Below are 13,235 nucleotides of genomic sequence, written 5' to 3'. Positions count from 1 at the left end.
GATCCCGTCTGTGAGCTGAAGCGAGCTAGCTGGAGTGCTTGTCGCCTGGCTCCGAAGCCTGGCCGTCGTCCAGCGTCTCGCCGTCGAGCTGAGCTGCGTGGCGTGGCGCGGCGGTCTCGTTGGGGGAGACCATGGCGTCCGCGTCGTCGTCCTCGAAGGTCTCGAGCACGTCCTCACGCGCCTGCCCGGCTCGAACGAGCGTCTGCACCTGGGACTCGATGCTCTTCTCGACCTCTTCCTCGACGCGCCGCTTGACGTCGTCGAAGCCGTCGTCAACACGCTTGCGCATGTCATCAAGCTGCTCGTCGACGCGACGTCGCATGTCCTCGAGCTGGATGTCGCTTCGTCGACGCAGGTCTTCGGCAGAGACGGTCATCCGCTCGGCGAAGGCCTTCGACTTACCACCTATGTCCTTCGCGACCTCTTCCGCATGCACTCGACTCGTGCTGATTCCAGCAATAAAGCCGACAGTGGCACCGAGAAGGAATCCGAGACGCATCATGCCCCCCAATCTACCGTGCGCTTGGCACGGGCGACTGGTCGTTCGCCTCACGCGCGTTCGCTTGGCTATGCTGACCGCAGCGTGCCGACGAGGCGGGGTGACCCGCGCGCGCCCTCGGCCGGTAGCTCCTGATCCGGACACCACAACCCCCAACGCACGGAGGAACATCCATGAGCAGTGCCACGTCAGTCGCGCCGAAGAGGCGTCGAAGGCTGACGCGGGGCAGGCTCACGTGGCTTCTCCTGCTCGGCTTCGCCGTCCTGCTCTCGGTCGGCGTGGTCGCCTGGCTGTTCAGCGAGCTCCGCTTCGCGGCTCTCACGATGGCGATTCCCGCGCTTGTCCCTCTTGGGCTGGTGCTCGCGGCCGTGTGGTGGCTCGACCGCTGGGAGCCAGAGCCGCGGATCGTGCTCGCCTTCGGGCTGTTCTGGGGCGCGGGCGCCTCGGTGGTCGGCACTCTCGTGACGGGCGGCATGATGCTCGACGTGGCGCGCTCCTACCTCTCGACAGAGGGAGACGTCAGCAAGTTCTCCGTGCTGATCCAGGCGCCGATCTCCGAGGAGTCCATCAAGGCGGTCGGCCTCTTCCTCATCCTCATCTTCGCGAGGCGACACTTCGACAGCCCGCTCGACGGCTTCAGCTACGCGGCCGTCATCGGCGCGGGGTTCGCCTTCACGGAGAACATCATCTACTTCTCGCAGGCCGCTGAGTCGGCAGCGGGCTTCGCCTCCACGTTCATCGTGCGCGGCATCCTCTCGCCGTTCGCCCACGCGCTCTTCACCGGAATCACCGGAATGGCCATCGGTTGGGGAGCGCGTAGAGGCGGCTGGCTCCGGCCCATCGTGATGGGGCTCGGCGGGCTCGTCATCGCTATCCTTGCGCACGCCTTCTGGAACGGCGGAAGCCTCCTCATCCTGCCCCTGCTCGGCGTCGACCCGAGCAACCAGTTCGGCTGGCTCATTTTCTACCTCGTCGTGCAGCTGCCGATCTTCCTGCTGCTCGCATGGTTCCTCGTCAAGCTCCACGATCGCGATCGGCTGATCATCGTCGACCGCCTCGGGGAGTACGCGGATGCTGGGTGGTTCACCACCTCCGAGGTCGCCATGATCGGCGACTGGAGCGCGCGCGAGCAGGCCTTCGCGTGGGCGAAGTCGGTGAGCCCTGAGGCCGATCGCGCCATGCGAGGGTTCGTCCAGGACGCGTCCCGCCTCGCCTTCGCGCGCGAGCACGCCAGGGTCAACAAGCGAGACCCGAACCGTCGGGTCGTGGAGAAGCGGATGCTCGACCGAGTCAAGGAGCACCGCTCGCAGCTCGCGGCCTTCGGCGTGGCCGGCGCAAAGGCGGCCTCTTGAGCACCCCGCAACACCCCCAGCAGCAGTGGGGCTCGCCCGGCGCGCAGCGCCAGATCGACCCTCAGTTCGTCATTCCGCAGCCGCCGACGCGTGGCGAGCTCGCGATGCGCATCACCACCATCGTGGTCATGTGCCTCGCGGCCCTCATCATCGCCGTTGTGCTTTTCCTCGCCTACCTCGGTAGCAGCGACGTCGTGTTGCTCGGCAGCGTACTCGCGGCCCTCGTTCCGCTGTTCGTCGTCTGGATGGTCGTCTGGCTCATCGACCGCTGGGAGCCAGAGCCGCGCACCCTGCTCATCGGCGCGGTGTTCTGGGGCGGTGGCATCGCCGTCGGCGGGGCGCTCCTCACTGGCTTCCTCCGAGAGTTCCTCCTGCCAGGCGCCTTGCCCGCCTGGTGGGGGCCATTCGTCGAGGCGCCGGTTGGTGAGGAGATCTGGAAGGGCCTCGGCCTCGTCGTCATCTACGCGGTCGCGCGCAGGCACTTCAACGGCCCGACGGACGGCCTCGTCTACGGGGCCTTGCTCGGCGCTGGCTTCGCCTTCACCGAGAACATCCTGTACTTCTCCTCGATGTGGCAGGAGGCGGGCGTCGGCGGTTTCGTCGCGCAGTACTTCATCCGTGGCATCGCCCTGCCGCTCCTGCACCCTATGTGCGTCTCGCTCACGGGGATCGGTATGGGCATCGGGGCTCGAAGGGGAGGCTGGGGGTCGGCGCTCGGCGGCTTCGCCATCGGCCTCATTCCCGCCATGGGGCTCCACGCGCTGTGGAACGTCGGCTCGAGTCTTGTACAGGAGTCGGCGGGCATCCTCGGGCTCATCGGCTTCTTCGCGCTCGTGATGGTGCCGATCTTCATCGCCTGGGTTGTGGCGATCTTCCTGCTGCGAAGGCAGGACGCCAAGATCATCGTCGAGCGACTCTCAGAGTACGCGGCAGTCGGCTGGTACTCGCAGGCCGAGATCCGCATGCTCTCGACTATGAGGGGCCGCTCGAGTGCCCGCGCCTGGGCACGCAGATCCGGCAAGCGTGCGGACAAGGCGATGCGCGACTTCATCACGGAGTCGACGCGACTCGCGAGCGTCCGCCACCAGGTTGTGCTCGACCCGAATCGCACGAGCAAGCTGCTCGACGAGAGGCTCCTGCTGCGGCACCTCGGCGAGCTTCGCGGAGAGCTGATCCAGGCTCAGGCGCAGCCGCACGGCGCGTCATCCGGGACTCGTCCAGGGTCCGGCGCTTGGATGTAGGACATGACGAATACTGATCGCACAAAGCCAGAAGTCGACTTCCCGGGCGGGGAAGCACCAGCAGAGCTGGTCATCGAAGACATCATCGTGGGCGACGGGGCAGTGGCGGAGCCGTCCTCGACGGTCGACGTGCACTACCTCGGCGTCGAGTTCGAGTCGGGCGAGGAGTTCGACTCCTCTTGGAACCGCGGCGAGTCGGTCAACTTCCCCCTGAAGGCTCTCGTGCGCGGCTGGCAGGAGGGCATCCCCGGCATGCAGGTAGGCGGACGCCGCAAGCTCGTCCTGCCTCCTCACCTCGCGTACGGTGCCGCAGGCGGGGGACACCCGCTCTCCGGCAAGACCCTGGTCTTCATCATCGACCTGCTTGGCGTGAGCTGAGCCCCGAAACCTGCTATGCTCTTTCGGTTGCCGTGAAACGGCCGCGGATGAAGAGAGCTCGCACGCTGTGTGCCGAGCGCCGCGCAACGAAAGAGAAGGGGGTCTGTCAATGGCACTAAGCGCTGAGGGCAAGAAGGCCATCATCGAAGAGTACGCAACGCACCCGGGTGACACTGGCTCCCCTGAAGTTCAGGTTGCCATCCTCACCACGCGAATCAAGGAGCTCACCGAGCACCTCAAGGAGCACAAGCACGACCACCACTCGCGTCGTGGTCTCCTCCTGCTTGTGGGTCAGCGTCGTCGTCTGCTCGGCTACCTCGCCGACGTCGACATCGCGCGTTACCGTTCGCTCATCGAGCGACTCGGCCTTCGCCGCTAAGCACTTTCTGCGAAGAGCCCCTGCCATCGGCAGGGGCTCTTTTCGTGCGCGAAACGGCACGAACTGCTCCGAGAACTCCCTCTCGCGGTGCTTGGCCGCCGCTAGGCTGTTGGCATGGCAGCCCCTAGAACTCCAGCGAAGCAGCAGACCGAAACCAAGGGCCAGGCGAAGGCCGCGACCGAGGGCGACGATGCTCTCGTCGATGCGGGCAAGTCGGTCTCAGGCGCTTCGGGTCGCACTCGAAAGCCGGCCGCGGCAACACAGACGGCGTACCGGCTCAACCGCGCCGGCATCCCCGACATGACCCCAGAGGTCGACGAGCTCGCCGAGCTGCGAGACGAAGATCCGCTCGGGGAAGCTTGGCGCCACGGCTACCCCTACGACACGAAGCTCCCTCGCAAGGACTACGAGAAGCAGAAACGTGCGTTGCAGATCGAGCTGCTGAAGCTCCAGACCTGGGTCAAGGAGACGGGCCAGAAGGTCGTCATCATCTTCGAGGGACGTGACGCGGCGGGCAAGGGCGGCGCCATCAAGCGGTTCATGGAGCACCTCAATCCCCGTGGCGCACGCACTGTGGCGCTCGAGAAGCCGACGGAGAAGGAGCAGACGCAGTGGTACTTCCAGCGCTACGTCGAACACTTGCCGTCCGGCGGTGAGATCGTGCTGCTCGACCGCTCCTGGTACAACCGCGCGGGCGTCGAGCGAGTCATGGGCTACTGCACTCCAACGGAATACCTCGAGTTCACGCGCTCGGCGCCGGAGTTCGAGCGGATGCTCGTCAACTCGGGCACCACGATCATCAAGTTCTGGTTCTCCGTCGGGCGGGCCGAGCAGCTCGCGCGCTTCGCTGCTCGCCGCGATGACCCGGTTCGCCAGTGGAAGCTCAGTCCGACCGACCTCGCCTCGCTGGACAAGTGGGACGAGTACAGCGAAGCCAAAGAGGCCATGTTCTTCTACACGGACACGGCGGAGTCCCCGTGGACCGTTGTCAAGTCCAACGACAAGAAGCGAGCCAGGCTCGAGGCCATGCGTTACGTGCTCTCGCAGTTCGATTACCCGTCGAAGGACGAGAGCGTCGCCCACGAAGCTGACAGGAAGATCGTCGGCTCACCGAGCAAGCTCTACGACGAGGGGGAGAAGCCGACCGGCGAGTTCCCGCTCGTGAAGGAGCTCCCACGCGCGTCACGCAAGAAGTAGGAGCAACCCGTTCGGCAAACGCCGAACGGGTTCCAGCTGCTCGTCGTCCTCCGCTGGTAGAGTCGATGTCGCAATCACTCAAGATACGCGGGGCGGCGAGTAGCTGGTCCTCGGTGGTGGGTTCCTGTCGTGGCTTCGCGGTGAAGCGCGAACAAGACAGAGGTCTTCTACTGACGATCAGCCCGGGATGACCCGGTCGCGCTTTCCCTTCGCGTGCACACGCAAAAGGAGGAGACCTCTTGGAAGGTCCCGAAATCAAGTTCTCTGAAGTCGTTCTCGACAACGGCAAGCACGGACAACGCAAGATCCGCTTCGAGGCCGGGCGTCTCGCCCAGCAGGCGCAGGGCTCTGCCGTCGCCTACCTCGACGACGAGACCATGCTGCTCTCCGCCACGAGCATCTCGAAGAACCCGAAGGAAAACTTCGACTTCTTCCCGCTGACGATCGACGTTGAAGAGCGCAGCTACGCCGCCGGAAAGATCCCCGGATCCTTCTTCCGTCGCGAGGGTCGCCCCTCGACCGAGGCCATCCTCGTCTGCCGCCTCATCGACCGCCCCCTGCGCCCGTCCTTCGTCAAGGGCCTGCGCAACGAGGTCCAGGTCGTCGTCACGGTGCTCTCCATCGCTCCCGGCGAGTTCTACGACGCTCTCGCGATCAACGCAGCATCGCTCTCTTCGCAGCTCAGCGGTGTGCCGTTCTCCGGCCCGATCGCCGGTGTGCGCCTCGCGCTCATCGACGGCCAGTGGGTTGCATTCCCGAAGTTCGAGCAGCTCGCTGACGCGGTCTTCGACCTCACCGTCGCAGGCCGTATCGTGACGAAGGCTGACGGCACCGAAGACATCGCCATCATGATGGTCGAGGCCGAGGCCACCGAGCACGCGTGGGGCCTCATCCAGGCCGGCGCCCAGAAGCCGGACGAAGCGGTTGTCGCGCAGGGCCTCGAGGCCGCGAAGCCGTTCCTCACGCAGCTCGTGAAGGCACAGCAGGAGCTCGCAGACCAGGCCGCGAAGCCTGTCGTCGAGTACCCGGTCTTCCTCCCGTACACGCAGGAGGCGCTCGACGCCGTCACCGCGCTCGCGCACGACGGACTCGTCGACGTCTACCAGATCGCTGGCAAGATCGAGCGGCAGGACGCCGACGACGCCCTCAAAGCGACCGTCAAGGAGCAGATCGCTGCCAAGATCGAGAGCGGCGAGCTCGACGCTTCCGTTGCCGGTCAGGTCTCGGCCGCGTACAAGTCCGTCACGAAGGACGTCGTCCGCGGGCGCATCCTCCGTGAGGGCAAGCGCATGGACGGACGCGGCGTCGCCGACATCCGCCAGCTCGATGCAGAGGTCGACGTCGTGCCACGCGTGCACGGCTCGGCGATCTTCCAGCGCGGCGAGACGCAGATCCTCGGCGTCACCACGCTGAACATGCTCAAGCTCGAGCAGCAGATCGACTCGCTCTCGCCGATCACGTCGAAGCGCTACCTGCACCACTACAACTTCCCGCCGTACTCGACGGGTGAGACCGGACGCGTCGGTTCGCCGAAGCGTCGCGAGATCGGGCACGGCTTCCTCGCCGAGCGCGCAATCGTTCCGGTTCTCCCGAGCCGCGAGGAGTTCCCCTACGCGATCCGTCAGGTGTCTGAGGCTCTCAGCTCCAACGGCTCGACGTCGATGGGCTCCGTCTGCGCATCCACTCTCTCGCTCCTCAACGCCGGTGTGCCCCTGCGTGCACCTGTCGCAGGTATCGCTATGGGCCTCGTCTCCGACGAGATCGATGGCGAGACGCGCTACGCGGCGCTCACCGACATCCTCGGTGCAGAAGACGCGCTCGGCGACATGGACTTCAAGGTCGCAGGTACCGCTGAGTTCGTGACGGCTATCCAGCTCGACACGAAGCTCGACGGCATCCCGACGTCGGTCCTCGATGGCGCACTGACCCAGGCTCGCGATGCTCGCATCCAGATCCTCGACAAGGCGATCAACGCGGTTATCGACACGCCGGATGAGCTCGCCGCCACGGCTCCGCGCATCATCTCGGTCCGAGTGCCGATCGACAAGATCGGCGAGGTGATCGGGCCAAAGGGCAAGGTCATCAACCAGATCCAGGACGACACCGGCGCCGACATCTCGATCGAGGACGACGGCACCGTGTACATCGGTGCAGTCGACGGCCCGTCCGCTGAGGCTGCCCGCGCGGCCGTCAACGCGATCGCCAACCCGACGAACCCAGAGGTCGGCGAACAGTACCTGGGCACGGTCGTCAAGATCGCGTCGTTCGGTGCTTTCGTCTCCCTGCTCCCGGGCAAGGACGGCCTCCTGCACATCTCCGAGGTGCGCAAGCTCGCCGGTGGCAAGCGTGTCGAGAACGTCGAAGACGTGCTCGGAGTCGGCCAGAAGATCCTCGTTGAGATCACGAAGGTCGACGACCGTGGCAAGCTGTCGCTCGCTCCCGTGATCGAGGAAGCAGCTGCTGAAGAGGGCGTCGCTCTCGAGGCAAGCGCCGAGTAATTCGACTTCTTCACCAACAGGCTGGCCCCGTGCGTTCTTCGCGCGGGGCCAGCCTGCGTTGTGCGGGAGGTCTCCGTGACGCTGGGAGTTCTCACGTCGCTGACGCCCGTGCCGCCAACACGCTCTAGGCTTGACTAGTTATGCGCGATGCCATTGAACTGCCCCTTGACCTGCCCGAGATCGAAGCACGTGTATCGAACGGCGGACTCTTCCGCCGTTCCGTGCTGCCAAGTGGGGTGCGCCTGCTGACCGAGGAAGTGGTCGGCGCGGCCAGCACCAGCATCGGGCTGTGGGTACCTGTGGGTTCACGCGACGAGCTTCCACACGAGTACGGTTCCACGCACTTCCTCGAGCACCTGCTCTTCAAGGGAACGCCTTCCCGTACGGCCTTCGAGGTATCTGCCGCGTTCGAGCGCGTCGGCGGCGAGGTCAACGCGCAGACGGCCAAGGAACACACGCTCTACCACGCCAAGGTTCGCGACGCCGACCTGCCGATGGCGGTCGAGGTGCTCAGCGACATGATCACATCGAGCACGATCGACGCCGCGGAGTTCGAGATCGAGCGCGGTGTCATCATCGAAGAGCTCGCCATGGCTGACGATGACCCCAACGACGTCGTGTGGGAGCGCTTCTACGAGACGCTTCTCGGTACGCACCCCCTCGCAAGGCCGATCGGCGGGACTCCTGCCTCGATCAGGGCGGCGGAGCGGGACGCCGTCTGGAGCTCCTACAGGCAGCACTACCGTCCAGAAGAGCTTGTCGTGACGATCGCGGGTGCCGTCAAGCACGACGAGGTCCGTGAGCAGCTCGAGCGCCACCTCCGCGCCGGGGGATGGGACCTCGACGCGAATGCGGCCCCGGTCGCTCGTCGACAGACGGCGCTCCAGCTTGGATCTGCCGTCCCGACGGGCCCACTCTCTGCCATCGATCGGCCCCTTGAGCAGCTGGCTCTGGTCATCGGCGGGCAGGGCATCACGCAACTCGACCCGCGCCGGGAGGCGTTCGGGCTCATGCACCGGATCTTCGGCGGGGGTATGTCGTCGCGCCTCTTCCAGGAGATTCGCGAGAAGCGGGGCCTCGCCTATTCCGTGTACTCCTTCGGCGGAAGTCACTCCGACCTCGGGGTAACCGGAATGTACGCCGGTTGCGCACCGGACAACGTTCTCGAGACTGTTCGAGTGCTCCGTCAGGAGGCGGAGAAGCTTGTGCAGGACGGAGTGACCGCGACCGAGCTCGCCGACGCGAAGAGCGCAAGCGCCGGGGGATCCGCGCTGGCAATCGAGGACGCGGACACGCGGATGTCCCGCCTCGGCCGCGCCGAGATCCACACGGGGCGCTTCTACGACCTGGAGGCCGCTCTCTCTCGTGTCGACGCGGTGACCCTTGACGAAGTCCAGTCCGTTGCGGCGGACATGTTCAGCGGCGAGCTAGTCGCCTCGGCGGTCGGTAAGCTCTCTTCTGAAGCAAGGACCGAACTGGAGCGCCGCTGATGTCGCACTACCTCTACCTCGTGAGACATGGCGAGCAGGAGAACGCAGAGCACGGTATCAACGACGGTCCGCTCTCCGAGCGCGGACGTGCGCAGTCGCACCTGATCGGGCGCCGCCTCGCCGCTGTCCCGCTGAGCGAGAGCTACACGTCCCCGCTAGACCGTGCTGTCGAGACGAGCGCGGTCATCGATCAGTACACGAGCGGGCCGGCGGCCCTCGAGTCCACGCTCTTGTTCGATTGCATTCCCACGGGCCAGGATGGGGCACCGTCGATCTATGACGGATTCTTCGGCGGCATCGGTGACGAGGTCGTCGAGGCAGGCATGGCGCAGATGAGCGACGCCTACGACACGTTCTTCAGCAAGAGCCGTGAGGACCGGCACACTCTGCTCGTGACCCACAACTTCGTGATCGGCGAGTTCGTACGGCGGGTCGTCGAGGCCCCTGAGTGGCGCTGGCTCGGGCTCAACTCGGTGAACACGGGCCTCACGGTGGTGCGCGTACGCACGAGGAAGCCGGCGGAACTGCTGCTCTTCAACGACCAGTCTCACCTGACCCCCGACCTTCGCACGGGGGTCAGCACCGCAGTTGCTGTCTGACGACGCCCGAATGCCGGCGTTCGAGGCAGACGCGAGCGCGCACGGAGCGTCGGCGGTTGGCCGTACGCTTGTTGGCATGGAAACTCAGGTCGCCGTGCTCGGCGCATCCGGTCGCATGGGGACCCTCCTCGCACGCATCATCGACTCGACGGAAGGCCTCGTCCTCCACGCGGGGCTGACAAGCTCGTCGGCGCTCGAAGAGATGCTCGGCGCCGACGTGCTGGTCGACGTGTCGCGGATAGAGGCGTCTGAGGTGGCCGTGCCCTTCGCCCTCGAGCACGGACTCGATGTGGTCGTCGGAACAAGCGGGTGGGACGAGCAGCGCGTCGAGCGCGTCTCAGGACTTGTACCCGCCGAGCGTGCTCTGGTGTTCGTTCCGAACTTCTCGCTCGGCTCCGTGCTCGGCACAGCGCTGGCGAGCGTTGCCGGTCAGTTCTTCGACTCGATCGAGATCCTCGAGGCCCACCATGACAAGAAGGTGGACTCCCCGTCTGGCACTGCCGTTCGCACTGCCGAGCGGATCGCTGAGGCGCGAGAGCATCCGCTGGCCGCGCCCAACTCCGACCAGGAGGCGAGGGGGCAGCTCGTCGCCGGCGTGCCGATCCACAGCATGCGGCTGCGGGGCGTCGTCGCCGACCAGCAGGTCATCTTCGGGGGAGCCGGCGAGGTGCTCACGATTCGACACGAGACGATCTCCCCGGAAGCCTATGTCCAGGGCATCAAGCTGGCGATCGCGCACGCGACGTCGTCGCAGGGCACGACGGTTGGCCTCGACGGCGTGCTTGGCCTCGGCGACCTGGTCGGTCGCGCGTGAAGAGCAACCTTGCGACGAAGCTGGGCGTCGCCGCAGTCACCGTGCTGCTCCTGCTGTACGTCGTCTTCGTGGCAGGGATGGCCGTCTCACTCTTCGCGGGCGACCTCGTCGCGAAGATCATGGGGGCCGCGCTCATCGTCTTCCCGATCCTCGCTGTTGTCTTCGTCGCGCGAGAACTGCTGTTCGGCCTGCAGACGGAGCGGCTGCTGAAGCGACTCGCAGATGCGGGGGAGCTGCCGGAGGACGACCTCCCGAAGCGACCGAGCGGGCGCGTTGTCCGCGAAGCGGCCGATGAGGATTTCCCCAGGTGGAAGGCCGAAGCCGAGGCAGCACCCGGAGACTGGCGCACGTGGATGCGTCTTGGCCTGGCTTACTCGGCCTCGGGGGACCGCAAGAGGGCGCGAGCGGCACTCCGGGAGGGGATCCGCCTGGAGAAGACTTCTCCAGGCGCGCGTAGCTAGCCCGCTCGCCGCTTAGACACCCGCGCCTGGCTCCGGCACGAACTCCGGTGATTTCAACGCGAGCTCCACGGCGTGACCGGCCGTGCGCTCCTTGAAGGTGAACCCGGCGTCGAGGAGCCGCTTCGGCTGGATCTCCTGGTCGGCGAGGAAGAGCTCTCGGCCAGCCTTCTGCAACGTGAGGTCGATGAGGGTCGACGGCGTCTTGAGCTTGTACGGTCGCCCGAGTTCGGTGGCGAGCTGCTGTTGGATCTCGTCTGCGGTCGCTGGCGTTGGACCAACCAGGTTGTATGCGCCCTCCGCGTCGTCGGACTCTAGCAGGAATCGCAGCGCACGGACCTCATCTCGAAGGCTGACCCACGGCCAGTGCTGAGTGCCGTCGCCGAGCTGAGAAAGCAGCCCGACGCTCGCGAGCGTCTTGAGGACGGTGAGGACACCACCGCGGCCGAGGACAAGTCCGGTGCGGGCGAGCACAACTCGGGTTCCCTCCGGCGCAGTCTGCGCCGCACGCTCCCAACGGTCGACGACGCGGGGCAGGAACTCGTCGGTCTCCGGAAGCTCGGAATTCTCGTCAAGGACCTGACCGGGACGATCTCCGTAGGCGCCAGAGGCAGAGCCGTTGATGAGGAGAGCAGGCGGGTTCGCTGCGGCGGCCATTGCTCCCGTGATCGTGAGGGTCGCGTTTACTCGCGACCGAAGGATCTCCTTCTTGACGTTGTAGGTCCAAGGAAGCTTGCTGAGGGATGAACCAGAGAGGTTCACGACTGCGTCGACTCCGTCGAGCACCTTCGCGTCCAGGGTGCGCTGCGCGGGGTTCCACCTGAACTCGCTTCGATCCTTCGGCTCGCGCCGAACGAGCCTCGTGACGCGATGGCCATGCGAGTGGAGTTCCTCGATGAGGCTGCGGCCGATCATGCCGGATGCTCCGGAGACGAGGACGTGCTTTGGGGAGGTCGCCTGGGTGCTCATGACTCTGACGCTAGTCCCATCAGTTGGGCGTGAGCGCAACGCCAAGCGGTGCCAGGCGGACCCGACACTGGATTGCGCCTAGGCTGTGCGGGTGCATCACGTGACTCGCGCCCCGAACTGGGCCAAGCAGACTGGCCACCGTGGCGCCTAGCGCTCTTCCGCTCGGCGAACCCGTGCCCCCGAGCGGCGAGCTCCCCGAACAGGCCCTGGTGGGGGCCCAGGCGCGAGACTTCGGCGTGTACATCCACGTTCCGTTCTGCCGGGTCAGGTGCGGGTACTGCGACTTCAACACCTACACCGCCGAGGAGCTTGGCGGGGTCTCCCGGTCGAGCTATGCCGGCGAGGTCGAGAAGGAGATGGAAATCGCCGAGCGAGTCCTGAGCGGGTCTCCCCGTCGCGTTTCGACGGTGTTCTTCGGAGGGGGAACGCCGACGCTGCTCCCGGTCAGCGACCTCGCTGCCATGCTCGAGGGCGTTCGCAGTCGTTGGGGGCTCGCGGCGAACGCTGAGGTCACCGTGGAGGCCAACCCGGACTCAGTCGGCGAACGCGAGCTCGCTGAGCTCCGCGAGGCCGGCGTGACGCGAGTCAGCTTCGGGATGCAGTCAGCAGTCCCTCACGTGCTCGCCGTTCTCGAGCGAACGCACGACCCGGCGCGCATCCCGATCGTCGTGGCAGCCGCGAAGCGGGTCGGCCTCGAGCCGAGCCTCGACCTCATCTACGGAACGCCGGGGGAGTCGCTCGACGACTGGCGTCGCTCGCTCGACATGGCCCTGGCCCAGGAGCCGCTGCACGTCAGCGCCTACGCGCTCATCATCGAAGACGGAACGAAGCTCGCGAGGCAGATTCGCCGCGGGGAGGTGCCAGCTGTCGACGACGACCTGCAGGCTGACATGTACGAGCTGGCCGAGGAGCGTCTCGCCGACGCGGGGTTCGAGTGGTACGAGGTCAGCAACTGGTCGCTGCGAGGCGAGCATCCCTCTCGTCACAACCTGTCCTACTGGCGCGACGCCGACTGGTGGGGCTTCGGCCCAGGCGCCCACAGCCACGTCGGTGGCGTGCGGTGGTGGAACGCCAAGCACCCGAGCGCCTACGCGTCGAGGCTCGCGGCAGGTGAGACCCCTGCGATGGGCCGTGAGGTCCTGGACGAGGATACGAAGCGGTTCGAGCGCATCATGCTCGGCTCACGGCTCAGGGAGGGACTCGCCATCTCCGAGCTGGAAGACTCGAGTGTCGTCGCCGAGCTGATCGCTGAGTCCTTGGTTGACGGCCGGGAGGCGCTCAAGGGGAGGCTGGTCCCGACGCTGCGCGGGCGCCTGATGGCGGACGCGATCGTCAGGCGGATAGCCGCCTGAGTCGGCGGT

Annotated in this window: 13 protein-coding genes; 11 read left to right on the top strand and 2 right to left on the bottom strand. The window is 66.2% G+C overall.

Features of this window, described 5'->3' with window-relative positions:
- Positions 1 to 25: 25 nt before the first annotated feature.
- Entirely contained in the window at positions 26 to 502 is a 477-nt protein-coding gene (locus tag FHX72_RS04795; RefSeq protein WP_183623322.1) for a hypothetical protein, read from the bottom strand.
- A 170-nt stretch (positions 503 to 672) separates the two neighbouring features.
- On the opposite strand from FHX72_RS04795, the gene FHX72_RS04790 reads away from it, so the two are divergent.
- From FHX72_RS04790 to FHX72_RS04745, 10 genes are all read left to right on the top strand, one after another.
- The gene (locus FHX72_RS04790) at positions 673 to 1,851 is read left to right on the top strand and encodes a PrsW family intramembrane metalloprotease (RefSeq protein ID WP_183623320.1); all 1,179 of its coding nucleotides are present in this window, start codon (positions 673 to 675) and stop codon (positions 1,849 to 1,851) included.
- Positions 1,848 to 3,092, top strand: a complete 1,245-nt coding sequence (locus FHX72_RS04785; RefSeq protein WP_183623318.1) for a PrsW family intramembrane metalloprotease — start codon at positions 1,848 to 1,850, stop codon at positions 3,090 to 3,092. The genes FHX72_RS04790 and FHX72_RS04785 overlap by 4 nt, the downstream gene beginning before the upstream one ends.
- A gap of 3 nt (positions 3,093 to 3,095) precedes the next feature.
- Positions 3,096 to 3,470, top strand: coding sequence for an FKBP-type peptidyl-prolyl cis-trans isomerase (locus FHX72_RS04780; RefSeq protein WP_068480291.1), 375 nt, complete (start codon positions 3,096 to 3,098; stop codon positions 3,468 to 3,470).
- A gap of 109 nt (positions 3,471 to 3,579) precedes the next feature.
- The gene (gene rpsO / locus FHX72_RS04775; protein WP_068480294.1) at positions 3,580 to 3,849 is read left to right on the top strand and encodes a 30S ribosomal protein S15; all 270 of its coding nucleotides are present in this window, start codon (positions 3,580 to 3,582) and stop codon (positions 3,847 to 3,849) included.
- A gap of 114 nt (positions 3,850 to 3,963) precedes the next feature.
- Positions 3,964 to 5,046, top strand: coding sequence for a polyphosphate kinase 2 (ppk2, locus tag FHX72_RS04770; protein ID WP_235812722.1), 1,083 nt, complete (start codon positions 3,964 to 3,966; stop codon positions 5,044 to 5,046).
- Between the two features lie 239 nt (positions 5,047 to 5,285).
- Positions 5,286 to 7,544 carry a polyribonucleotide nucleotidyltransferase gene (locus tag FHX72_RS04765; protein ID WP_068480297.1) on the top strand — a complete coding sequence of 753 codons (2,259 nt, stop codon included), beginning with the start codon at positions 5,286 to 5,288 and terminating at the stop codon, positions 7,542 to 7,544.
- Between the two features lie 140 nt (positions 7,545 to 7,684).
- Positions 7,685 to 9,034, top strand: a complete 1,350-nt coding sequence (locus FHX72_RS04760; protein ID WP_068480301.1) for a M16 family metallopeptidase — start codon at positions 7,685 to 7,687, stop codon at positions 9,032 to 9,034.
- Positions 9,034 to 9,633 (top strand): histidine phosphatase family protein, encoded by a 600-nt coding sequence (locus tag FHX72_RS04755; protein WP_068480304.1) that lies wholly within the window; start codon positions 9,034 to 9,036, stop codon positions 9,631 to 9,633. Before FHX72_RS04760 ends, FHX72_RS04755 begins: the two co-directional genes overlap by 1 nt.
- Positions 9,634 to 9,709: 76 nt before the next feature.
- Complete coding sequence (gene dapB, locus FHX72_RS04750; RefSeq protein ID WP_068480433.1) at positions 9,710 to 10,447, top strand: 4-hydroxy-tetrahydrodipicolinate reductase; 738 nt, start codon at positions 9,710 to 9,712, stop codon at positions 10,445 to 10,447.
- Complete coding sequence (locus FHX72_RS04745; protein ID WP_068493226.1) at positions 10,444 to 10,908, top strand: tetratricopeptide repeat protein; 465 nt, start codon at positions 10,444 to 10,446, stop codon at positions 10,906 to 10,908. The genes dapB and FHX72_RS04745 overlap by 4 nt, the downstream gene beginning before the upstream one ends.
- Positions 10,909 to 10,920: 12 nt before the next feature.
- On the opposite strand, the gene FHX72_RS04740 is transcribed toward FHX72_RS04745, so the two are convergent.
- Positions 10,921 to 11,874 (bottom strand): TIGR01777 family oxidoreductase, encoded by a 954-nt coding sequence (locus tag FHX72_RS04740; protein ID WP_183623316.1) that lies wholly within the window; start codon positions 11,872 to 11,874, stop codon positions 10,921 to 10,923.
- A 140-nt stretch (positions 11,875 to 12,014) separates the two neighbouring features.
- Between FHX72_RS04740 and hemW the strand changes: the two genes are divergently transcribed.
- On the top strand, positions 12,015 to 13,226 hold the full coding sequence (gene hemW, locus FHX72_RS04735; RefSeq protein ID WP_183623314.1) for a radical SAM family heme chaperone HemW: 1,212 nt from the start codon (positions 12,015 to 12,017) through the stop codon (positions 13,224 to 13,226).
- Positions 13,227 to 13,235 lie beyond the last annotated feature (9 nt).

The organism is Pseudoclavibacter helvolus (assembly GCF_014191305.1).
GTDB classification, from domain to species: Bacteria; Actinomycetota; Actinomycetes; order Actinomycetales; family Microbacteriaceae; genus Pseudoclavibacter; species Pseudoclavibacter helvolus.
Note: the sequence above shows the minus strand (reverse complement) of the source record. Positions and strands in the feature narration are given on the sequence as shown.